Source organism: Pseudomonas sp. NPDC008258, assembly GCF_042956345.1.
Taxonomy (GTDB): domain Bacteria; phylum Pseudomonadota; class Gammaproteobacteria; order Pseudomonadales; family Pseudomonadaceae; genus Aquipseudomonas.
This window is the reverse complement of sequence record NZ_JBIBGE010000005.1, coordinates 228903-249230: the sequence shown is the minus strand read 5'-3', so window position 1 is coordinate 249230 and position 20328 is coordinate 228903. Positions and strand designations below refer to the sequence as shown.

At 61.6% G+C, this 20328-nt stretch carries 16 protein-coding genes and 1 rRNA gene; 12 read left to right on the top strand and 5 right to left on the bottom strand.

Features of this window, described 5'->3' with window-relative positions:
• Positions 1 to 160 precede the first annotated feature (160 nt).
• The 8 genes from rrf to ACFY9W_RS06215 all read left to right on the top strand — a co-directional run bounded on the left by rrf (position 161) and on the right by ACFY9W_RS06215 (position 8772).
• Positions 161 to 276 (top strand): 5S ribosomal RNA (rrf, locus tag ACFY9W_RS06250).
• Between the two features lie 377 nt (positions 277 to 653).
• Complete coding sequence (locus ACFY9W_RS06245) at positions 654 to 2297, top strand: acetolactate synthase large subunit (protein WP_391127206.1); 1644 nt, start codon at positions 654 to 656, stop codon at positions 2295 to 2297.
• Between the two features lie 141 nt (positions 2298 to 2438).
• Positions 2439 to 4373, top strand: coding sequence for an FAD-dependent oxidoreductase (locus ACFY9W_RS06240; protein ID WP_391127203.1), 1935 nt, complete (start codon positions 2439 to 2441; stop codon positions 4371 to 4373).
• A gap of 144 nt (positions 4374 to 4517) precedes the next feature.
• Positions 4518 to 5414 carry a nitrilase-related carbon-nitrogen hydrolase gene (locus tag ACFY9W_RS06235; RefSeq protein ID WP_391127201.1) on the top strand — a complete coding sequence of 299 codons (897 nt, stop codon included), beginning with the start codon at positions 4518 to 4520 and terminating at the stop codon, positions 5412 to 5414.
• Positions 5415 to 5424: 10 nt separating this feature from the next.
• Positions 5425 to 6579, top strand: a complete 1155-nt coding sequence (locus ACFY9W_RS06230) for a hypothetical protein (protein ID WP_391127198.1) — start codon at positions 5425 to 5427, stop codon at positions 6577 to 6579.
• Positions 6576 to 7565, top strand: coding sequence for an asparaginase domain-containing protein (locus tag ACFY9W_RS06225; protein ID WP_391127195.1), 990 nt, complete (start codon positions 6576 to 6578; stop codon positions 7563 to 7565). The genes ACFY9W_RS06230 and ACFY9W_RS06225 overlap by 4 nt, the downstream gene beginning before the upstream one ends.
• Positions 7566 to 7657: 92 nt before the next feature.
• Complete coding sequence (locus tag ACFY9W_RS06220) at positions 7658 to 8209, top strand: UPF0149 family protein (protein WP_391127192.1); 552 nt, start codon at positions 7658 to 7660, stop codon at positions 8207 to 8209.
• 5 nt (positions 8210 to 8214) lie between these two features.
• Entirely contained in the window at positions 8215 to 8772 is a 558-nt protein-coding gene (locus ACFY9W_RS06215) for a UPF0149 family protein (RefSeq protein WP_391127190.1), read from the top strand.
• A gap of 134 nt (positions 8773 to 8906) precedes the next feature.
• Here ACFY9W_RS06215 and ACFY9W_RS06210 read toward each other — a convergent pair whose 3' ends face one another.
• The 3 genes from ACFY9W_RS06210 to ACFY9W_RS06200 all read right to left on the bottom strand — a co-directional run bounded on the left by ACFY9W_RS06210 (position 8907) and on the right by ACFY9W_RS06200 (position 12885).
• Entirely contained in the window at positions 8907 to 11240 is a 2334-nt protein-coding gene (locus ACFY9W_RS06210; RefSeq protein ID WP_391127187.1) for a TonB-dependent siderophore receptor, read from the bottom strand.
• A gap of 200 nt (positions 11241 to 11440) precedes the next feature.
• Positions 11441 to 12382 carry a FecR domain-containing protein gene (locus ACFY9W_RS06205; protein WP_391127184.1) on the bottom strand — a complete coding sequence of 314 codons (942 nt, stop codon included), beginning with the start codon at positions 12380 to 12382 and terminating at the stop codon, positions 11441 to 11443.
• On the bottom strand, positions 12379 to 12885 hold the full coding sequence (locus tag ACFY9W_RS06200) for a sigma-70 family RNA polymerase sigma factor (RefSeq protein WP_391127224.1): 507 nt from the start codon (positions 12883 to 12885) through the stop codon (positions 12379 to 12381). The genes ACFY9W_RS06205 and ACFY9W_RS06200 overlap by 4 nt, the downstream gene beginning before the upstream one ends.
• Positions 12886 to 13093: 208 nt before the next feature.
• Between ACFY9W_RS06200 and ACFY9W_RS06195 the strand changes: the two genes are divergently transcribed.
• The 4 genes from ACFY9W_RS06195 (at position 13094) to ACFY9W_RS06180 (ending at position 18309) form a co-directional block, all read left to right on the top strand.
• Positions 13094 to 13723, top strand: a complete 630-nt coding sequence (locus ACFY9W_RS06195; RefSeq protein WP_264360494.1) for a glutathione S-transferase family protein — start codon at positions 13094 to 13096, stop codon at positions 13721 to 13723.
• 27 nt (positions 13724 to 13750) lie between these two features.
• A complete protein-coding gene (locus tag ACFY9W_RS06190) occupies positions 13751 to 15787 on the top strand; it encodes a pyridoxamine 5'-phosphate oxidase family protein (RefSeq protein ID WP_391127180.1) in 2037 nt (678 codons plus the stop codon).
• Positions 15788 to 15959: 172 nt separating this feature from the next.
• Positions 15960 to 16856: a LysR substrate-binding domain-containing protein gene (locus ACFY9W_RS06185; RefSeq protein WP_391127177.1), complete on the top strand. Its 897-nt coding sequence runs from the start codon at positions 15960 to 15962 to the stop codon at positions 16854 to 16856.
• 157 nt (positions 16857 to 17013) lie between these two features.
• Complete coding sequence (locus tag ACFY9W_RS06180; RefSeq protein ID WP_391127175.1) at positions 17014 to 18309, top strand: MFS transporter; 1296 nt, start codon at positions 17014 to 17016, stop codon at positions 18307 to 18309.
• 148 nt (positions 18310 to 18457) lie between these two features.
• Here the strand turns inward: ACFY9W_RS06180 and ACFY9W_RS06175 are convergent, their stop codons facing one another.
• Positions 18458 to 19327 (bottom strand): aldose 1-epimerase, encoded by an 870-nt coding sequence (locus ACFY9W_RS06175; protein ID WP_391127172.1) that lies wholly within the window; start codon positions 19325 to 19327, stop codon positions 18458 to 18460.
• 24 nt (positions 19328 to 19351) lie between these two features.
• Positions 19352 to 20275, bottom strand: coding sequence for an EamA family transporter (locus ACFY9W_RS06170; protein WP_391127169.1), 924 nt, complete (start codon positions 20273 to 20275; stop codon positions 19352 to 19354).
• Between the last annotated feature and the right edge of the window lie 53 nt (positions 20276 to 20328).

Here is a 20328-nt window from a genome sequence, read left to right as displayed (position 1 = left end):
ACCAATACTAATTGCCCGTGAGGCTTGACCATATAACACCCAAGCAATTTGCTCATGCAGATTGCGGTGGTGAAGACGAAAGAACCGAAAGTTCGCAACCACAAATTCACATATCCGGATTCGCTGGGCTGTCCATCTGGACATTCTGGCTACAGAATTTCTTGACGACCATAGAGCATTGGAACCACCTGATCCCATCCCGAACTCAGCAGTGAAACGATGCATCGCCGATGGTAGTGTGGGGTTTCCCCATGTGAGAGTAGGTCATCGTCAAGATTCATTTCGCAAAACCCCTATCTGCGCACGCAGGTAGGGGTTTTGTCTTTGTGGGCCAAAAAAAGTCCCCTGGCCTCACAACAATCCCTGTGGGAGCGGGCACGCCCGCGAAGCAGGCAACGCGGTGGATGGCACCGGCTTTGCCGGTGTTCGCGGGCGCGCCCGCTCCCACAGGGACCGCGCCCGCTCCCACACTGAGCGTATTTTTGCCCCCAGACTGCGACAATATTACCGTTACATAAACGTGACTTTCGCTCGGCTACCCTTCGTCAAGACTTTGGTTCAGGGCACTCCTGCCCCTGGACCTGGCGATGCCAGCGCACCGTGCTGCGCATTTCCGGACTTCCACCGTCCCATCACTTGAGGTAGCAAGCAAGATGGCCAAGGCCGCCGATGTCGTTGTGCAATGCCTGGAAAACGAAGGTGTCGAGTATGTATTCGGCATTCCCGGTGAGGAAAACCTCGACCTGCTCGAATCCCTGCGCAAGTCGAAGATCAAGCTGGTACTGACCCGTCACGAGCAGTCTGCAGGTTTCATGGCTGCCACCTATGGCCGCCTGACCGGCAAGACCGGCGTCAGCCTGTCGACCCTCGGCCCTGGTGCCACCAACCTGGTCACCGCCAGCGCCTACGCCTACCTGGGCGGCATGCCGATGATGATGATCACCGGGCAAAAGCCGATCAAGAAGTCCAAGCAGGGCCGCTTCCAGATCATTGACGTGTGCGGCATGATGGACCCCATCACCAAGTACACCCACCAGTTCGCCTCGGCCGACAACATCCCGTCGCGCATGCGCGAAGCCTTCCGCCTGGCCGAAGAAGAAAAGCCGGGTGCGGTACACCTGGAGCTGCCGGAAGACATCGCCGCCGAGCAGACCGACGCATTGCCGATCCCGCGCAGCCTGCACCGCCGCCCGCTGGCCGAGCACGTGGCCATTGAGGCTGCTGTCGAGAAGCTGCAGAACGCCCGTAACCCGATCCTGGTGATCGGCGCCGGTGCCAACCGCAAGATGACCGCCAAGGTCCTCAAGCAACTGATCGACAAGACCGGCATCCCGTTCATCACCACCCAGCTGGGTAAAGGTGTGGTCGACGAGCGCCACCCACGCTTCCTGGGCAACGCCGCGCTGTCGTCGGGTGACTTCGTGCACCGCGCCGTCGAAGCTGCCGACCTGATCGTCAACATCGGCCACGATGTAATCGAGAAGCCGCCGTTCTTCATGGTGCGTGGCGGTACCGAAGTCATCCACATCAACTTCCGCTCCGCCGAAGTCGATGCCGTGTACTTCCCACAGGTTGAAGTGATCGGCGACATCGCCAACGCCGTGTGGCAGATCAGCGAAGCGCTGACCGACACCTCGCACTGGGATTTCACCCGCCTGCTGGCCATCCGTGAGGCCAACGAAACGCAGATTGCCGAAGGTGCTGACGACAACCGCTTCCCGGTCTACCCGCAGCGCCTGGTTGCCGACATCCGCCGCGTGCTGCCATCCGAAGGCATCGTTGCCCTGGACAACGGCATCTACAAGATCTGGTTCGCCCGTAACTACAAAGCGCACAAGCCGAACACCGTGCTGCTGGACAACGCCCTGGCGACCATGGGCGCCGGCCTGCCATCGGCCATGGCTGCGCACCTGGTTTACCCGGACCGCCCAGTGATCTCGGTATGCGGCGACGGTGGCTTCATGATGAACAGCCAGGAACTGGAAACCGCAGTCCGTCTGAACATGCACGTCACTGTGGTGATCCTGCGTGACGACGGCTACGGCATGATCCGCTGGAAGCAGGCCAACATGGGCTTCACCGATTTCGGCCTGGACTACGGCAACCCGGACTTCGTCAAGTACGCCGAAGCCTACGGTGCCAACGGCCACCGCGTGGAAAGCGCCGAAGGCCTGCTGCCGCTGCTGGAACACTGCATCAAGACCCCGGGCGTGCACGTGATCGACTGCCCGGTCGATTACAGCGAAAACGACCGCATCCTCAACAGCGAGCTGCGCCAGCGCGCGCTGGCGGTGTAGGACGTAACGACCAAATCGCTGGCTGGCACCCTCAGGTATCACACGATCCTGTAGGTACCAGCTGGTGGTGTATAACAACCCCCTTACGCATCTCGCAAGTGGTCATTCTCAGGTTCTTCGACTGATCGAGAACATGAGAACATGACCATTGGTTCTACACACAACCATCCCGCCGATCTGGCCATCGACCCATCGCTGCCCATGCAGCCTTGGGCCGCACGTTTCCCTAATCCACCAGACCTCTGCTTTGACTATCGCCGTCTGGTCGAACAAGAGCAAGGCGTGGCTCGTGCCACACAGCCCGATCACCGCATTTGTATAGTCGGTGCCGGCGTTACCGGTTTGACCGCGGCCCGAGAATTATTGCGCTGTGGATTTAACCGTATCACCTTGATCGAGCAGTCCCGACGTGTGGGCGGGCGACACTTGACGGTCGTGAACAACCCTGGAAGCCACAAGCAACCTGTAACCCCTTTTGAAATGGGGGCCATGCGCATGCCTTTCTTCAATAGGACAGGAGAGCCACCTAAGGATGGCCGCTCGCTTATGGCGTATTACGCCAAGCTGTTCGAGCTACGGATTTCCGATTTCCCCAATCCAGGCACACCTTGGGTAAATGCCACGGGTATTTATCTTCGTGAAGGACAACTGAATGGTGAGGGAGAGCCGGCGCTGTTGGTCTGGCGTAATCCGTCAGGGGAAGCATCGCCACCGTCGGCTGTCTTGCAGCAGGTCTACGAGAAATGGCGCAGTTTTGCTGAACGGTTTGCTGAACATATTTCCAAGGTCTATGGCACGCCTGGCTGGGAGCCGATATGGCAGGCTATCGTTGAGCGCTATCACCGATTGTCGTTCAGGGATTTGGTGCACTTGCCCGCCCTCGTTGCCTGGGATCCTGAAAGCCCCGGTGACTTTGGCGGTTTGGGTATGAGCAGTGAAGAGTCAGCCATTTTCTACGCAATCGGTATTGGCGACGGCAGCTGGGGAGCATTTTATGATGTTTGCTGCCTGTACCCGCTACGGACGGCAATCTTTGGCTTCAGCAGCCATTTGCAGTTGGTGCATGGCCGTGTGGATTCACGGGGCGTGCCTTACGCTGCTCCGCATCTTGAAGCCAACACTGTACCTGATAGCAGGGGATTACCGTTTCAAGCACCTGCTTATCTCGGAATTGCCGCCATGGACGAAAGTCTTTTGTACCTGGACGCTGGCATGAAGGGGATCTCGTTGTATGAACACCTGCTGAAAAGAGATGACGGTTTGCTGACAGATACGTCAGTGTGCGCGGTGCAGAAACTGGAAAATGGCCGTGTTCGGGTCGGATATCGCTGGCAATGCAGTGATCCGGCTCACGAGAATACCGAGTATGAAGACTTCGACAGCGTGATCATGACCACTCCTTCATGGCTGATCGAAACCAACATCCGCCTCAGCGGCTTCACTTGCCAGATGTTGCCGCAGTCGATTATCGATGCCTGGAAGCATGCTCACTGGGAGACAAGCTGCAAGGTCTATGCACCACTGAAGAAAAGCTTCCTCGACCGCAAGCCGATGCCGCAAATCCTGATTACCGATAGCTTTGTTCACGACGTCTATGCCTATCGGTACAACGACAGCTATCCAGACGATTGCATTCTCCTCAGTTATACGTGGGAGGATGATGCGACGAAATTGGCAGCCTTCTCGGATGAAGAGTTGGCGGCAAAATGCCTGAAGGAGCTCGATCGGATTCTTCTGCGGTGCAGCAATGTGGGTGAGGCTATATCGCCCTATATCGATACCCGAAATATTTGCATACAGCGTTGGGTCACCGACCGAAATGCGCTCGGGTGCGCGAAGTTGTACAGGGCGGGTACCTACTTTGATGCGGTCAGCTTGATGAAGTACAACCGCGATCTGAGTGCGAGTTCAGGGTTGTATCTGGCTGGAGAGTCCTTCTCGGTTGACGCCGGATGGACCGAGCCGTGTTTGCGCACGGCAATTGATACGGTCATCAACCTCTGCAACAACACTTCAGCGCAATTCAATGGTGGCTTCACCCTTGAGCACTACCCACATTACCAAGTTGGGAAATAGCGGCGTACCGGGCGGTTTGTAGGGGGAGTCCTACTGTGATTATGTGGTTTTCCTTTGGTCCCATAGGACCCTCCTGACTGTCGTCCCCTGGCCCAACATCGCTTTACTGGCGTCCTTCCAAAACAACCACAAAAGGAAGCCGCCATGTCTGAATTCTGTTCCTCCGTCAGCCCTGTACGTGTCGCTGTCATCCAGTACGACCCTCAGGTCGGTCTTGATCACTGTGAGCGCAATTTGGGCAGAGGTCTGGCACTGGCCCGACGCGCAGCGCGCGAAGGGGCCAACCTGATCGTACTGCCTGAGTTGGCGAACACCGGCTACACCTTCAACTCCCGTGCCGAAGCCTATGCACATGCAGAGACGCTGCAGGACGGGCCCAGTCTGAAAGCCTGGGCGGACTTCGCCAGGGAGTACCAGGTTTACCTGGCTGCAGGTTTTTCCGAACGCGACGGGTTGAAGCTCTACGACAGTGCTGTACTGTTTGGCCCTGAAGGTCGGCTTGGGCACTACCGTAAGGCGCATCTTTGGAACCAGGAAAAACTCTGGTTCACCCCCGGCGATTTGGGGTTCCCGGTGTTCGAGACGCCGATCGGGCGGATCGGCCTGCTTATATGCTGGGACATCTGGTTTCCGGAAGTCCCGCGTCTGATGGCTGCTCAAGGTGCAGACATCATCTGCAGTCTCAATAACTGGGTATGGACCCCACCCCCGCTGTTCGATGATGCAGGGCGCTGCATGGCCTCGTACCTGACCATGACGGCAGCGCATGTCAACAACGTTTATATCGCCGCCGCGAACCGTGTCGGGAGCGAGCGCGGTGGGCGCTTCCTGGGCTGCTCGCTGATCGCCGGTACCAACGGCTGGCCGATCGGCGAAGTGGGGAGCGCAGAGGCCGAAGAGATTCTCTATGCCGATGTAGATCTCAGCAGTGCACGCTCGGCACCGATCTGGAACAGCCTCAACGATCTGCCTCGGGACCGGCGTACCGACCTCTACGATGCGAACCTTGGCTACCGCTTGCACGCGCCTATGCCACGTTGAGGAGTCGCAAATGAACACGCTCCTCTTCTCACGACAGCAGCGTTGGCCCATGTTGATTTTTGCCTGTCTGCTGGTGGTTCTCGCTGCGAGCCTTGCCCATGGCCAATGGCCGGATTACGCATTTATGGTGGCAACGCTCGATCAGCCTCTTAGCCGCTTGCGCTGGATCGTCGGTGATATCAGTGAAGTAGCATTCTACAAGCACGAACTGCCTGCACTGGGGTTGTTGTCAGGCGCTTGCCTGGCGCACTGGGCCCAATTGCGAGGGTATAGCTGGCAGGGCTTTGCCATCTGCTACGGCAGCGGGCTGTGGCCATGGGTATTCACCAGTTCGCTGTTGGGCCTGCTGCTCAGTCATGCGTTGTGGGGATGGACCTTGGGCAGTGGCACCTGGCAGCCCACCTTCGTCGCCTTCGTCTCGTTGCCGGCCGCGATGGTATTGCTGTTTGGTGCGGGCTGGCGGGTGACGATCACTGGTGCACTACTGGGGGCGCTACTGGTAACACCGGCCAGCCTGCTGATAGTCAACTACCTGTGCTATCCCTTGCAGTTGCCAACGGTAGTCGGCAACGTGAGTGGCATGGCGGTGGCAAGTGTCGTGGCGTTCATGCTGTGCAAGCGCTTTCCTGCATGGGTACGCCGATGCCACGAACCCACCTTGGTGGAACCGGCCGTCAACCAGCCAGACTACGGTGTAGTCTGGACTTTGCGGCGCGTCCTGGCCGATTTCAGCGAAGCTCCATTCTTGGGTAACGAACTGGCCAGCCTCGGGCTGTTGCTGGGCGTGTTGCTGGCCTCCCTGTTGGCCCCGGCTGCACCTTCATACGGTTCGATGCTGGTGATGGAGATAGTGGCCGGGCAGGCCTTGGCATCCTTCGTCGGGGTCGTATTCTGGCGCGAACAGTGGAGAGCCCGCGGCTGGTACCCCACCTATATTCCAATTGTGTCGATCGTCCCTGCCGCAGTGCTGACGCTAGGCGGCAGCTGGCAAGTGGTGGTGAGCAGCGCAGTGCTGGGTGCGCTGGTGGCTCCGCCACTGGCGGTGGCGATCACTCAGCGGCTGCCGGCCTATGTGCACGGCTACATCGGCAATGTGGTATCGATGGCCATCAGCACGTTGGCGATCGTACCGCTGATCGGCTTACTTGTGGGGGGCGAAGCATGATTGAACATTTGAGCCTGCCCAGGCTGTCGATAGCGAGCCTTGGGGGCACGGTCAGTATGCGAGCCGGGGTTGCCGGGTGCGGTGTGAAGCCAACGCTGGACTGCGAGCAGCAATTGCTCCAGATTCCCGAGTTGCGCGAGATGGCGCAGTTGAACGTTGCTTCTTTGTGTCTGGTCCCTAGTGCATCGCTGGACTTCGCAACGATGCTGGAAGTGCTGGAATGGGCGCGGCGCGAGGTGGAGCGCGGAGCCCAGGCCGTGGTAGTGAGTCAGGGAACAGATAGCCTGGAGGAAACGGCTTATTTGCTGGATTTGCTATGGCCATTCGATGCCCCATTAGTCATGACCGGTGCGATGCGTTCGGCCAGCCAGCCGGGCAATGATGGCCCGGCCAACCTGCTGGCTGCAGCTCAGGTTGCATTGGCACACGGCAGCTGCGGGCGAGGTGTGCTTGTGGTGATGAATGATCAGGTTCACTCCCCGGCAAGGGTTCGCAAGACGGCCAGCATGGCGATAGCGGCGTTCGAATCGCCCGACTGTGGCCCATTGGGTGAAGTAGTGGAAGGGGTGGTGGTATATCGGCATCCGCCAGGGCGACGGGAAGTACTGCCGTTACCCCATCGCACCGACCAGCGCGTTGCCTTGCTCGAAGCCTGTCTGGATGCAGACACGGCGCTGCTGCAGGCTGTGGCCACATTGGGCTATGAAGGGTTGGTCATTGCCGGCTTCGGCGCCGGGCATGTCGCCGCCAATTGGAGCGATGTGCTGGGGCATCTGGCGCCTACCTTGCCAGTGGTTGTAGCCACGCGCACAGGGAGTGGGCCAACAGCCCGGACAACCTATGGGTTTGAGGGTGCAGAGATCGACCTGCAAAAAAAGGGCGTACACATGGCTGGGCAACTCTGCCCACGCAAGTGCCGCATCTTGCTGTGGCTGCTGATTGGTACCAATCGGCAACATGAACTGCAGGCCTGGTTGCACGCCTGAACTATCTGCCCGTGCGCTAGCTCACGCGGGCAGCTCTTCCGGCGTTGCTGTGCTAGGGTGCTCCCACTTTTGCTTTTCAGGATTCTCACCCCATGCTCCCTGCACTCAGCCCAAAAGAACTCGACCGTCTCGAAGACCTGCTGATCACCTACGGTAATGACTACTCGGTGCTCAACCTGGCCGAGCTCAACGGATTTTTCACTGCACTGGCCAGCTCGGCATCCACCGTCACGCCGGAGTATTGGTTGCCTGCGGTGGCCGGTGGCAAGGTACCAAAGTTCAAGAAGCCAGCGCATGAAGAAGCCTATGTGGCGCTGATGCTGCGCTATGCCAGCCAGGTAGCAGAAACGCTGGGCGACGATGTCGAACAGTTCGAGCCCCTGTTTGAGGAGAGCGAAGGCGAGGAGGGCACCGTCATCGTGATGGAAGAGTGGTGCTTCGGCTACATGCGCGGTACCCAGGTCGCCGGCTGGAGCGAGTTGCCGCCCGAGCAGGACCAACTGCTCAAGGCCATTTCGCTGCATGGGCTGGAGGATAATTTCGAGCTGCTGGATCAGATGTCTGAACAGGATATTCAGGCGTGTGTTCCTCAAGTGATTGATGCAGCACGTAAGCTTTACCGTTACCACCGCCTGCAGAATTGACGCTGATGACAAACGCGATTACCGGTCCAGAACTGGACGAGCTGGGAGAACTGCTATTCAAGTATGGCAACGATGACGCCATTCTTGATATCAGCGAGCTCGATGGCTTTTTCAACGCCCTATGCAGCTCGCCGCGCCTGGTAACACCGAGTGAATGGCTGCCGGAGGTATCCGGTGGAGAACTGCCTCGGTTCAAAACCAAAGCTCAGGCTCAGCGCTACATGGATCTGCTCATCAAGTTCTACAACACTGTCGCAGTGATGCTCAGCGAAGCCGGTGACGAGTTGGACTTGCTCTTCGAGGTCAGAGATACCGAGCAGGGTCAGATCGTAGTGCTTGAGGAATGGTGCTTCGGGTACATGAGGGGCATTCGACTTGGGCAGTGGGAACCGTTGCCTGCCACTCTTCAAGTCCATCTTGACGCGATAGCCATGCACGGCATGGAAGAAAATTTATCCATCCTTGACAAGATGAGCCTGGATGAGCACCAGGCGACTGTTCCGTTGGTAGTCGATGCTATACATGTGCTTTATCTGTACCAACGCCAGCAGCGATTGGCTTGAGTGGCTATCACAGGGTGTTCATTTTAAAGACGGTGTTCGCCTTCTCGGTGTAACCCGCCCCCACAGGGATCATACCGTAGCTGTGGGAGCGGGTTCACCCGCGAAGAGGCCAGCAGCACCGGCACACAAATAGCTCAGAACCCCAGGCTTACCGTCGCCACCAGCGATGCCGGCTCACCCGCATAATTCCCCGCACTGGAAATGGTCTCGATGTAGTCCTTGTCCAGCACATTGCGTGCGTTCAGCGACACCCGAAGGTGCTCGTCGAAGTCGTGGAACACACTCAGGTCCAGCCGCCCGTAACCACTGGCGCTGTAGCTGTTGGCCAGGTCGCCATAGCGCTTGCCGGCAAAGAATACGCCCGCACCAAAGCCAAGCCCCTGTAGCGGTCCATCCTGTAGCTGATAGGTCGACCATAGCGAACCACTGACCACTGGCACCCCCTCCAGCCGGTTGCCTTCCTCATAGCGCGTATCCTCGACCAGCTTGGCGTCGAGTACCGCGATGTTACCGATCACGTTCCAGCCGTCACGAATCTCGCCGCTTACATCCAGCTCGACGCCACGCACCCGCTGCTCGCCCGTCTGGATCGAATAACTGCTGTCCAACGGGTCGTTGGCCGCCAGGTTCTTGCGGCGGATCTCGAACGCCGCCAGCGTCGCCGACAGGCGCTCGGGGATGATGTCGTACTTGGCCCCGACTTCGTATTGCACACCGGTCTCCGGGTCGAGCACGCTGCGGTCCCGGGTCAGGCGGTTCTGCGGGGCGAAGGAGGTGCTGTAGCTGAGGTACAGCGCCAGGCGCTCGGTGGGCTGATAGACCAGTCCGGCGCGAGGGGAGGTATCGGATGGATCGATGTCGATATCGCTGTAGTTGCCCGTCTCGGTGTAGTTGCGGTTGCGTTGCTTGACCTGGTCATGGCGCACACCCAGCAGCAGCTTCCATTGCTCGCCCAGGTCTATCTGGTCCTGCACGTATACACCGTAAGTTTCCTGATCGAAGCGCGAGTCCTCGCCAAAGCGGAAAAGCCCTGGCTGTGCGCCATGCACGGGGCTCCAGATATTCAGCGGGGCGACATCGGCACGCAGCATGGTCACGCTGCGCCTCCCCATTACCGACTCCACCCCCGCCAGCAACTGATGCGCCAGCCCGGCGGTGGTGAAGCGTGCGACCGCCTCGAACTGGGCGCTGAGCGAGCGCTGGGTTTCGTCAAAGTCGGTAGCACGGCGGGTCAGGGTAAAGCCGTCTTTCTCCAGCGTGCGCTGAGAAATGTTGAGCATGGTCTTGTTCGACTTGTCCCAACGGGTGACCTGGCGCAGGGTCAGCCAATCGTTCAGGTCGTGTTCCAGCTTGAACCAGGCGGCGGTCTTGTCGCTGTTGCTGTGTGACCAGGGCTCTTCCAGGAAGACCTTGTGCCGGGAGTCGACGCGGTTGCCGATCACCTGTAGTCCGCGGTCATACTGGGCATCGGTCTCGGTGTATTCCAGGCCCATGTCTATCCGGGTGTGTTCACCTGGTGCCCACGACAGCGACGGGGCAAAGTGGCGGCGGTGGCTGTCGCGGTACAGGTCACGAAAACTGCCTTCGGTCTGGTAAGCCATGGCCAGGCTGCCGGCCACGCCATGTTCGGTCGACAGCGGCCCGCTGAGCCAGGCCTGGCCGCGCTGATAGTCGTAGGAACCGGCCTGCAGCTTGACCTGGGCTTCCGGCACCAGCGTTGGCTTGCGCGTCACCACGTTGATCAGCCCGCCCGGGTTGCCACGGCCATACAGCACCGAGGCCGGCCCCTTGAGCACTTCGATACGCTCCACGCCGGCCAGGTCGGTGAGGATTTCCGGGCGCACGGTCAGCGAGTTGGTCAGCACCCCGTCGATGGCATAGGTGGTGCCCTGAAAACCACGCACGATGAAGCTCTCGACACTGCCGCCATGGGTATTGCCACGCTGGATGCTGCTGACGTTGCTCAGGGCGTCGGCCATGCTGTTGGCCTGCTGGTCTTCCAGCACCTGGCGCGGCACTACCTGAATTGATTGCGGGATATCACGCAGGGGCGCGTCGGTCTTGGTGCCGACACTGCTGCGTGAGGCCTTGTAGCCCTGTAACGGGCCGATGGCCGAATGCCGCAGGTCGTGCAGGCCATTGATGTTGGTCGAGTCCAGTTGCAGGGCTGAGGAGGTCGGCCTGGCGCGCAGGATGTAGGTGTTACCACTTTGCGGTACAGCCTCCAGGTGGGTGCCCTGCAGCAGTCGGTCGAAACCTTGGGCAGTACCCACGTCGCCTTGCAGGCCGGGGCTTTGCAAGTCGCCAAGCATGGCTGGGTCCAGCGGCAGGGTCACACCGGCCTGGGCAGCAAACTCGGCCAGGGCCTGGGCCAGTGGGCCGGCGGGGATGGCGTAATGACGATCGTCCTCGGCCCAGGCGAAGGGCGAGGCGATGAAGCTGGCGAGCAGGGTGAGGCGCAGATGCATGGGGCTTCCTGATGGGCTGAAAGGGTGGTTTTCAGGAAGAGGACACCTGAGGCTGATAAAACACGACACGGTCATTTTCATGTGCTGTTTTGCAGGCTTCTTCGCGGGCACGCCCGCTCCCACAGGCAGCGCGCAACATTCGAAGCTGGCGCTGTACCTGTGGGAGCGGGCACGCCCGCGAAGGGGCCAGAGGCATCACCTCAACCCTCGGCCGGTACCACGGTCACCCAATACCGCGACAGGTAATTCACCCGCAACGGAAACGCCATCGCCAGCGCCCGCAGCGCTGCATCGCTGTCTGCCAGCTGATACACCCCGGAAATCTCCAGCCGGGCCACCTCCGGCGCACAGCGTACCCAGCCATGCCGGTAGCGCCCCAGCTCGGCCAGGAAGCTCGCCAGCGGCATACGCTCGACTCGCAGCACGCCATCCAGCCAGTCCACTCTCGCCAGCGCACTGTCCACGCGCCTTACCCGGTTGGCACTGACCAGCGCTTGCTGTCCTGCCTCTATGCGTAGGGTTCCGCCTGCCCTCGGTGTAACCGCCACCGTGCCTTCCAGCACCTTCAGCTCGTCGTGCTGTTCGTACTGGCGCACGGCAAAGCGCGTGCCCAGTGGCTGGAACATGCCCCATGCCGAGCGCACCAGCATCGGCCGCGGGTCCTTGCCGGTGCTGACATACAACTCCCCCCGGCGCAGCACCAGCAAGCGTTCGCCGGCGCTGTAGCGGATGTCCACGGCGGTATCGGTATTCAGGTGCAGCTCGGTGCCGTCGTCCAGGGTCAGCTGGCGTCGTTCGCCGACGGCAGTGCTGATATCCGCCAGCAACGCATCCATCGTCCCTGTGCGTGACAGGGTCACCCCCAGCGAGCCCAGTACCACCAGCGATGTCAGCGCCTTCACTGCTGCGCGCCGGCCCAATGCCGCAGGCCGCTGCAAGGTGGAGCGGGCCACGCTGGGCGGGATCGACTGCACCTGGGCACTGAAGCGTGTCGCCAGTTGCCAGGCCCGCTCGTGTTCGGCACTGGCCGCCCGCCAGGCTGCGCATGCCTGCTGTTCGCCTTCACTGGCCCCACCTTGCAAGCACAGGAACCAGCGCGCGGCCTGCTGGGCTACGGGGCGTGATACGGGGGGCGACATCATGCCCAGCCCTCCGATGCCAGTACGATGCACTCCTCGAACGCCCGCACCAGCCAACGTTGCACCGAGCGCACGGTTACGCCCATTTCCTCGGCGATCTGTTCCTGGCTGAAACCTTCCACCTGCGCCATGAGAAACGCGCGCCGCGCTTTGCCCGGCAAGCGCGCCAGCACCCGGTCCACGCTATTCAAGGCTTCCAGCAACGCCGCCTGGCATTCGGCGCTGGGCGCCTGGTCTTGCGGCATGTTCGCCAGTGCTTCCAGGTAGGCCCGCTCCAGGGAGCGACGGCGGTAGAGGTTGAGCAGCAGGCGTCGGGCGATGGTGGCCAGGTAGGCGCGTGGCTCGCGAAGCTCGGTGGGCGGTGCGTGGGTGAGCAGTTTCACGAACGTGTCCTGGCTCAGGTCTGCGGCATCGCAGCGGTCGTTGACGCGGCGGTACAGCCAGCCTTGCAGCCAGGAGTGATGGCTGCGGTAGAGCTGCTGGATAGGCGCGCGGTCGGGGGACATGGGCAAGAGATGTTTTCGTTATTGAGAACTACTTGCATTCTATGCAAATTGGCTTTTCAGCAGCAACAGCAGTGTGTGGCCGATGCACAGGCCTATTATTTCGCCTCGCGAAATTATGGTTTCCCCACCGCACGGATTCTGCTGCCAGCCGAACAGGTGCAGCATGTGCTCCACCAGCCCATTTCGGTGCTGATCAGGAGCCAAGCCCATGTCGAACCCGATCAAGCTTTACAACTTCCCCAAGTCTGGCCACGCCCACCGCATCGAGCTGATGCTGTCGCTGCTGAACCTGCCCACCGAGTTGGTGTTCGTCGACTTGGCCAAAGGTGCCCACAAGCAGCCGGATTTCCTTGCCCTCAACCCATTCGGCCAGGTACCGGTCATCGACGACAACGGCACGGTGATCGCCGATTCCAACGCCATCCTGGTTTACCTCGCCAAAAAATATGACAACGGCACCTGGTTGCCCGAAGAGCCAGCTGCCGCCGCCCGCGTGCAACGCTGGCTGTCAGTCGCCGCAGGCCCACTGGCTTTCGGCCCGGCTGCTGCGCGCCTGGTGACCGTGTTCGGTGCCGCGTTCAACACCGACGAAGTGATAACCCGCGCCCATACCCTGCTCAAGGTGATCGACGCCGAGTTGGCCAAGGCGCCGTTCCTGGCTGGCAACACGCCCACCATCGCCGACATCGCCAACTACTCTTACATCGCTCATGCACCAGAGGGCAACGTGTCGCTGGAACCCTACGCCAACGTGCGCAGCTGGCTGGCACGTATCGAGTCGCTGCCGGGCTTCGTGCCTATGCCACGCACCGTGATCGGGCTGCAAACCAGCGCCTGACACCCCGCCCTCGGGAGGAACGCCACCATGCAACAGTCCCAGGACCAACGCCCCTCGCCCTGGCATGCGGGCGAGAAAACCCTGCAGGAAACGGTCGGTGTAGCAGAGCGCATGGAGGCGTTCGGGCAAAAGGTCATACGTGACCATATGCCCGACCAGCATCGCATCTTCTATCACCAGTTACCCTTCATGGTGGCGGCCAGCGTGGACGCCCAGGGCCGGCCCTGGGCGACGCTGCTGGAGGGGGCAGAGGGTTTCGTCAGCTCGCCCGACCCTCGCCAGTTGATGATCGACACTACCTTGCCGGCAAATGACCCCGCCACCCCGGGGCTGGTGGCAGGGCAGGCGGTTGGCCTGCTGGGCATCGAGCTGCACACCCGTCGGCGCAACCGCATCAACGGGCAGATTCGCCAGGCTGCAGGTGGGCAATTGCAGGTGGCGGTGGAGCAGTCGTTCGGCAACTGCCCGCAGTACATCCAGTTGCGTGACTATACCCGCGTCACCGAACCCGCCCAGGCGCGTGTCGATGCGGCAACACTGGATGCCAAGGCGGTCAGCATGATCCAGGCTGCCGACACGTTCTTCGTCGCCAGCTATATCGAGCATGACAACGGCCAGCGCTCGGTGGATGTTTCCCACCGTGGCGGCCGGCCAGGGTTCGTCAAGGTCGAAGGCAATACGCTGACCATTCCCGACTACGCCGGAAACCTGCATTTCAACACCTTGGGCAACCTGTTGCTGAACCCGCGGGCAGGCTTGCTGTTCATCGACTTCAACACTGGCAACGTGCTGCAACTGTGCGGGCGGGCCGAGCTGTTGCTGGAAAGCCCGGCTATCCAGGCTTTCGAAGGTGCAGAGCGGCTGTGGACGCTGGCGGTCGAGCAGGCCGTGTGGCGGCCGGCCGCGGTGTCCCTGCGCTGGGCCTTCAAGGAGTACGCACCGACCAGCCTGATGACCGGCACCTGGGCCGAAGCCGACGTGCGTTTGCAACAACGCCAGCAACAGCGCCAATGGCAGGCCTGGCGCGTGTTGCGGGTGGAGCAGGAGAGCCGAGATATCCGCTCGTTCTACCTTCAGCCGCCCGTCGACAGCACAGTGGTTTTTGCAGCCGGGCAACATGTTCCGGTGCAAATCCGGCGCGAGGGTGAAGCGGCGCTGATCCGCACCTACAGCCTGTCCAGCGCACCATCCGACGGCTATTTGCGTATTAGCGTCAAAGCCCAAGGCCCGGTTTCCCGGCACTTGCATGAGCGCATTGCGCCAGGGGATGTGCTTGACGTACGCCCACCCATGGGCAGCTTCACACTGGACTTGCAGAGTACCCGGCCGCTTGTGCTGATTGGCGCCGGCGTGGGTATTACGCCGTTGCTGGCCATGCTGCGTGAGCAGTTGAGTCAAGGGCAGCCGCGGCGCATTCACGTGTTCCATGGCGCTCGCAGCCTGGGCGACCTGCCGTTCCAGCAGGAGCTGGCGAGCTTGCGGCAACAGGCCGGTGAACGGCTGCACGTGCACCGTGCCCTGAGCCAGCCTGAAGATCATGCGTTGCTTGGGCGAGATTATGAGTTCATCGGCCGGCTGGGCATCGAGCAGGTCAAGGCGACGCTGGCACTGGACGACTACGACTTCTACCTGTGCGGCCCGGGCAGCTTCACCCAGGACCTGTATGAAGGGCTGCGCGAGGTGCATGTGCCCGATGCACGGATCCACGCCGAAGCCTTCGGCCCGTCGACGTTACGGCGGCACACGGACGGGGACCTGCCAACCTTGCAACAGCCGCCTGCGGCCAGCGAGCCCGTGCCGGTGTACTTCGCCGCATCGGCCAAGGAGGCGCGCTGGGCACCGGGGAGCGGCACGCTGCTGGAACTGGCCGAAGCGCGCGGGCTGGCGCCGGAGTTCAGTTGCCGGGGTGGCTCGTGTGGTACCTGCAAGACCCGGCTGGTCAGTGGGCAGGTGCATTACCCCAATCCACCGGCAGAGATGCCGGAGCCGGGTTCTGTGCTGATCTGCTGTGCCGTTCCGGCGAGGGTGGAGGAGGGAGGGCAGGCGTTGGTGCTGGATGCCTGAGTTACCTGGGCCGGCCTCTTCGCGGGCAAGCCCGCTCCCACAGAAATGCGCATGCCTTGAAGTTGATGCGGTCAATGTGGGAGCGGGCTTGCCCGCGAAGAGGCCATTACAGGCAACACAAAACGCCCGGATAAAAGATAATCTCGCCACCTCATAGCCCCCAGGAGCCCGCATGGACCAGATCCACCTGATGAAGGTGTTCGTCGCTGTCGGCGAGCTGGAAAGCTTCGCCGCGGCCGCCCGCCGCCTGGACATCTCCCCGGCCGCCGTCACCCGTGCCGTCAGCGCCCTGGAAGACCAGCTCGGGGTCAAGCTGCTGCTGCGCACCACCCGCAGCGTACGCCTGACCGAAGCCGGCGGCCGCTACCTGGAAGACACCCGGCATATCCTGGCCAGCATCCACGAGGCCAACGAAGCCGCTGCGGGCATCAACGCCTCCCCCAAAGGCGACCTGGCAGTTACCGCGCCGATCCTGTTCGGCAAGAAGTTCGTCATGCCGTGCATCGTCCGCTACTTGCAGCAGTATCCCGAGGTCGATGTGTCTGCCTACTTCCTCGACCGCGTGGTGAACATGGTCGAGGAGGGCATGGACGTGGCCGTGCGCATCGGTCCGTTACCCGACTCCGGCCTGAAGGCGCTGCGGGTCGGCAGGGTGCGGCGGATGTTGTGTGCCTCCCCCGACTACCTGGCCCGCCATGGCGTGCCCAGGCACCCCTCGGACCTGGCTGGCCATGCCGTGATCGGCACCACCAACCTGTCGCCCAGAGCAGGCTGGCGTTTCGGGGTAACCGAAGAGCCGACAATGGTACGCATGAAGCCACGGCTAACGGTGACCAGCAATGACGGGGCCATTGCTGCTGCCAGTGGTGGGCTGGGGATTGCCCGCCTGTTGTCGTACCAGGTTGCAGATGAGCTGGCCAATGGGCAGTTACAGGTGCTGCTGGCCGAGTACGAAGAGGCGCCCTGGCCCATCCACGTATTGCACCGGGAGAGCAAGTACGGCTCGGCCAAGGTCAGGGCCTTTATCGACATGCTGGCGCAGACGTTGCGGAGCCAGCAGCTGGATTGAGGTCGTACAACAGCGCTGGAAATGGCTTGAAATAATAATTGTTGTACGACGACCTATGACATGGCACTCTTTCACCTGAAACAATTTGTCGCAAATAGCCCTGCCGGCATTTGCGCCAATCGCTCGCCACTCTAAAAACAAGAAATTCAGGTGAACCATGAAGATGAAAGGCATCCGTTGGTGGATGGTCAGCCTTGTCACGGCTGGGCTCGTCGTCAACTACCTCGCCCGCAACACCCTCTCGGTGGCCGCCCCCACCTTGATGACCGACCTCTCCATCACTACCGAGCAATACGCCAAGATCGTCGCCACCTGGCAGGTGTGCTACGCCCTCATGCAGCCGATTGCCGGCTGGTTCATCGATTTCATCGGCACCAAGCTGGGCTTTGCCGTGTTCGCCATGGCCTGGTCACTGGCCTGTGCCGGTGCAGCCTTGGCGAGCGGCTGGCAGAGCATGGCGTTCATGCGCGGGTTGCTGGGCATGACCGAAGCCGCTGGCTTGCCAGCCGGAGTCAAGGCTACTACCGAGTGGTTCCCGGCCAAGGAGCGTTCGGTGGCGATTGGCTGGTTCAACATCGGCTCGTCGCTTGGCGCCTTGCTGGCGCCGCCGCTGGTGGTCTGGGCCATTCTGCACAGTGGCTGGCAGCTGGCGTTCGTGATCGTCGGCGTTTCCGGTGTTGTCTGGACCCTGTTGTGGATGCTGCTGTACAAGCACCCACGCGACCAGAAGCGCCTGAGTGACGAGGAGCGCGACTACATCCTGGCCGGGCAGGAAGCGCACTTCAAACAGGACACCCGCGAGAAGGGCGCGTGGAAGCGTATCTTCAAGGCCCGCAACTTCTACGCCATCGCCTCGGCGCGGATCCTCTCGGAACCGGCCTGGCAAACCTTCAACGCCTGGATTCCGTTGTACCTGATGACCGAGCGGCACATGAACATCAAGGAAGTCGCGATGTTTGCCTGGCTGCCGTTCCTGGCTGCCGACATTGGCTGTGTGCTGGGCGGTTATCTCAGCCCGCTGTTCCACCGCTACTTCAAGGTGTCGCTGTTCACCTCCCGCAAGGTGGTGCTGGTGTTCGGTGCCAGCTGCATGATCGGCCCGGCCTGCATCGGCCTGGTGGAAAGCCCGTACACGGCGATCCTGTTGCTGTGCATTGGCGGGTTTGCCCACCAGACGTTGTCGGGGGCGCTGTACTCGATTACCTCCGACTCGTTCAGCAAGGACCAGGTGGCCACGGCGACCGGCATGGGGGGGATGTGCGGGTACCTGGGGGCGGCGGTGTTTACCCTGGTGTTCGGCATTCTGGTCACGCAGATTGGTTACAGCCCGTTGTTCGTGGTACTGGCGGCGTTCGACATCGTGGCGGCGGTGCTGGTGTGGAAAGTGGCGCGCGAGGTGCGGGGTACCTCGGCTGAAAAGCCGATGGCAACGCCAGCTGAGGCACTTGCGTAGGGCTTGAGATTTTGGGGCCGCGTTGCGGCCCATCGCCGGCAAGCCAGCTCCCACAGGTACTGCACAAGGCGCCGGGCCGGTGGAATACCTGTGGGAGCTGGCTTGCCGGCGATGGGCTGCAAGGCAGCCCCAATTCCAGGCACCACCATTACAGCGCCTGATATTGCATCCTGAACCCCAGGCTCATCTCTTCCCCCTGCTGCAACAACCTCAACCCCGGCCGCCCCGGCAGGTGATGTGCATTGACCGGGTGAGTCACCGGTTCAAAGCAGAAAAACCCTTGCCCCTGCGGGCAGAACAGCAAGTAGTGCTCAGCCCCGCTGGCGCTGCACGCCAACCGATACCCGGCACCCGGCTGTTCAATCACACATTCCCCCGGCCAGCCACTGAACGCGTGATCAACCACCGTGTCGGGCAGGTTGCCCAACGTTTCAAACCGCCATTGCTCCGGCACCTCGGCCTGATACGAGGGCAGCTGCCCGTCCTCGGCCAGCCAGACCTTGCGCGCCGCTGCATGCAGCTGCGTATCCGGATACCGCGGGAAGTAAGGATGCAATCCCAACCCATACCAGTTAGCCCGCTCATCCAGGTGCTTCACATGCAGGTCCAGGTTCAGGCACCCCTCATGCAAGTGCACATCGAGCGTCGCCAGGTAGGCAAACGGCACTTCACTGTGCAGCGTCAGGCGTGCGCGTCGCTGGCTGTGGTGCTCCACCTGCCAGGCCTGCTGCCAGGCGCTGCCGTGAATCGGGTAGGGGTCGTGTTCGGTATTGGGCGCCAGTGCCTGCCAGCCTTCAGGCCTGGCAAAGCCACCCTCGGCAATACGGTTGGACCACGGCACCAATGGATAGCACCCCAGTCGCCGGGGTGTACCAGCTTCCAGCGCGGCCGAGTCGCAATGGCGCAGCAAAGCCTGCCCGGTTGCCTTCACTTCCCAGTTGACCAGGCTGGCGCCCAGTTCCGGTGCCAGGCTCAGGCGGGTCAGGGCGTCCTGCAGGTGCAGTTCGGTCACAGCCATTCAAGGCTCCTTTCACATGAACAATCAACGGGTTCGGCGGTAGGTGAGCAGCACGATGCCGCACACCACCACGGCGCCGCCGAGTAATTGCAGGCTGCCGAGTTGCTGGTCGAGCAAGGCCCAGCCCAGCAGCAGCGTGGCGATGGGCTCTACGTTCATCACAGGGGCGTTCTGCGCCATGTTCAGCCTTGGCACGCAGACAAACAGCAAGGTGAACGCCATGCCGTACAGCACCACCAGGCTGGCAAGAGCCAACCAGCCGCTGCTGCTGCCCGGCAGCGACAAGCCGGACGGCATCACGCCGCTGAAACCGGCAACCAGCATGCTGGAGAATACGATCAGCAGTGTCAGCAGGCTGCGCACGGGGCCGCGCACGGCGGCCAGCTTGTGGTCGGTGATCCACAAGGCACAGGCAAAGGCGCAGGCAGCGCCAAAGGCCAGGCTGACGCCCAGCGCCCAGTGTGGGTTGGCCGCGCCGCTGTCTGTCAGGCGTGCCGGCACATCCAGCGCCAGTACCAGGCCGCACAGGATCAGGCCCATGAACAGCACCGTGCGGCCAGTAGGCCGTGCGCCGCCCAGTGCCCAGGTGAGTAGCGCCAGCAGCATCGGGAAGGTATTGCCCACCAGCAATGCCAGGGCCACCGGAATGCGCGCCACCGCCGAATACAGGCACAGGCTCTGGGTGGCGATCAGCAGGCCGAGCAGCAGTTGCCAACGGCGGGTGCCGGTGGGCAGGCCCATGGCCTGGCGTTGCCACAGCAGCAGGCCGGCCAGCACCAGGAAGGTGATGCCCGAACGGCAGAGGATGGCCAGCAGCACGCCGGTACCGTCATCGAAGGCGATACGTGCGGCGATGTGGTTGCCGGCGAATGAGCAGGCCAGCAGGGCCAGCAGGGCGATGGCCAGCTTACGTGGGAACAGAGCGACAGCAGAGGAGGGGACAGCCATGTACAGGATCCGTTTGCAGGTAGGGCCAAGGGGGCTGCTTTGCAGCCCATCGC

Bases quoted from the DNA above. Each gene is read 5' to 3' on its own strand.
- ACFY9W_RS06245 (WP_391127206.1), top strand. From the start codon at position 654: ATGGCCAAGGCCGCCGATGTCGTTGTGCAATGCCTGGAAAACGAAGGT.
- ACFY9W_RS06240 (WP_391127203.1), top strand. From the start codon at position 2,439: ATGACCATTGGTTCTACACACAACCATCCCGCCGATCTGGCCATCGAC.
- ACFY9W_RS06235 (WP_391127201.1), top strand. From the start codon at position 4,518: ATGTCTGAATTCTGTTCCTCCGTCAGCCCTGTACGTGTCGCTGTCATC.
- ACFY9W_RS06230 (WP_391127198.1), top strand. From the start codon at position 5,425: ATGAACACGCTCCTCTTCTCACGACAGCAGCGTTGGCCCATGTTGATT.
- ACFY9W_RS06225 (WP_391127195.1), top strand. From the start codon at position 6,576: ATGATTGAACATTTGAGCCTGCCCAGGCTGTCGATAGCGAGCCTTGGG.
- ACFY9W_RS06220 (WP_391127192.1), top strand. From the start codon at position 7,658: ATGCTCCCTGCACTCAGCCCAAAAGAACTCGACCGTCTCGAAGACCTG.
- ACFY9W_RS06215 (WP_391127190.1), top strand. From the start codon at position 8,215: ATGACAAACGCGATTACCGGTCCAGAACTGGACGAGCTGGGAGAACTG.
- ACFY9W_RS06210 (WP_391127187.1), bottom strand. From the start codon at position 11,240: ATGCATCTGCGCCTCACCCTGCTCGCCAGCTTCATCGCCTCGCCCTTC.
- ACFY9W_RS06205 (WP_391127184.1), bottom strand. From the start codon at position 12,382: ATGATGTCGCCCCCCGTATCACGCCCCGTAGCCCAGCAGGCCGCGCGC.
- ACFY9W_RS06200 (WP_391127224.1), bottom strand. From the start codon at position 12,885: ATGTCCCCCGACCGCGCGCCTATCCAGCAGCTCTACCGCAGCCATCAC.
- ACFY9W_RS06195 (WP_264360494.1), top strand. From the start codon at position 13,094: ATGTCGAACCCGATCAAGCTTTACAACTTCCCCAAGTCTGGCCACGCC.
- ACFY9W_RS06190 (WP_391127180.1), top strand. From the start codon at position 13,751: ATGCAACAGTCCCAGGACCAACGCCCCTCGCCCTGGCATGCGGGCGAG.
- ACFY9W_RS06185 (WP_391127177.1), top strand. From the start codon at position 15,960: ATGGACCAGATCCACCTGATGAAGGTGTTCGTCGCTGTCGGCGAGCTG.
- ACFY9W_RS06180 (WP_391127175.1), top strand. From the start codon at position 17,014: ATGAAGATGAAAGGCATCCGTTGGTGGATGGTCAGCCTTGTCACGGCT.
- ACFY9W_RS06175 (WP_391127172.1), bottom strand. From the start codon at position 19,327: ATGGCTGTGACCGAACTGCACCTGCAGGACGCCCTGACCCGCCTGAGC.
- ACFY9W_RS06170 (WP_391127169.1), bottom strand. From the start codon at position 20,275: ATGGCTGTCCCCTCCTCTGCTGTCGCTCTGTTCCCACGTAAGCTGGCC.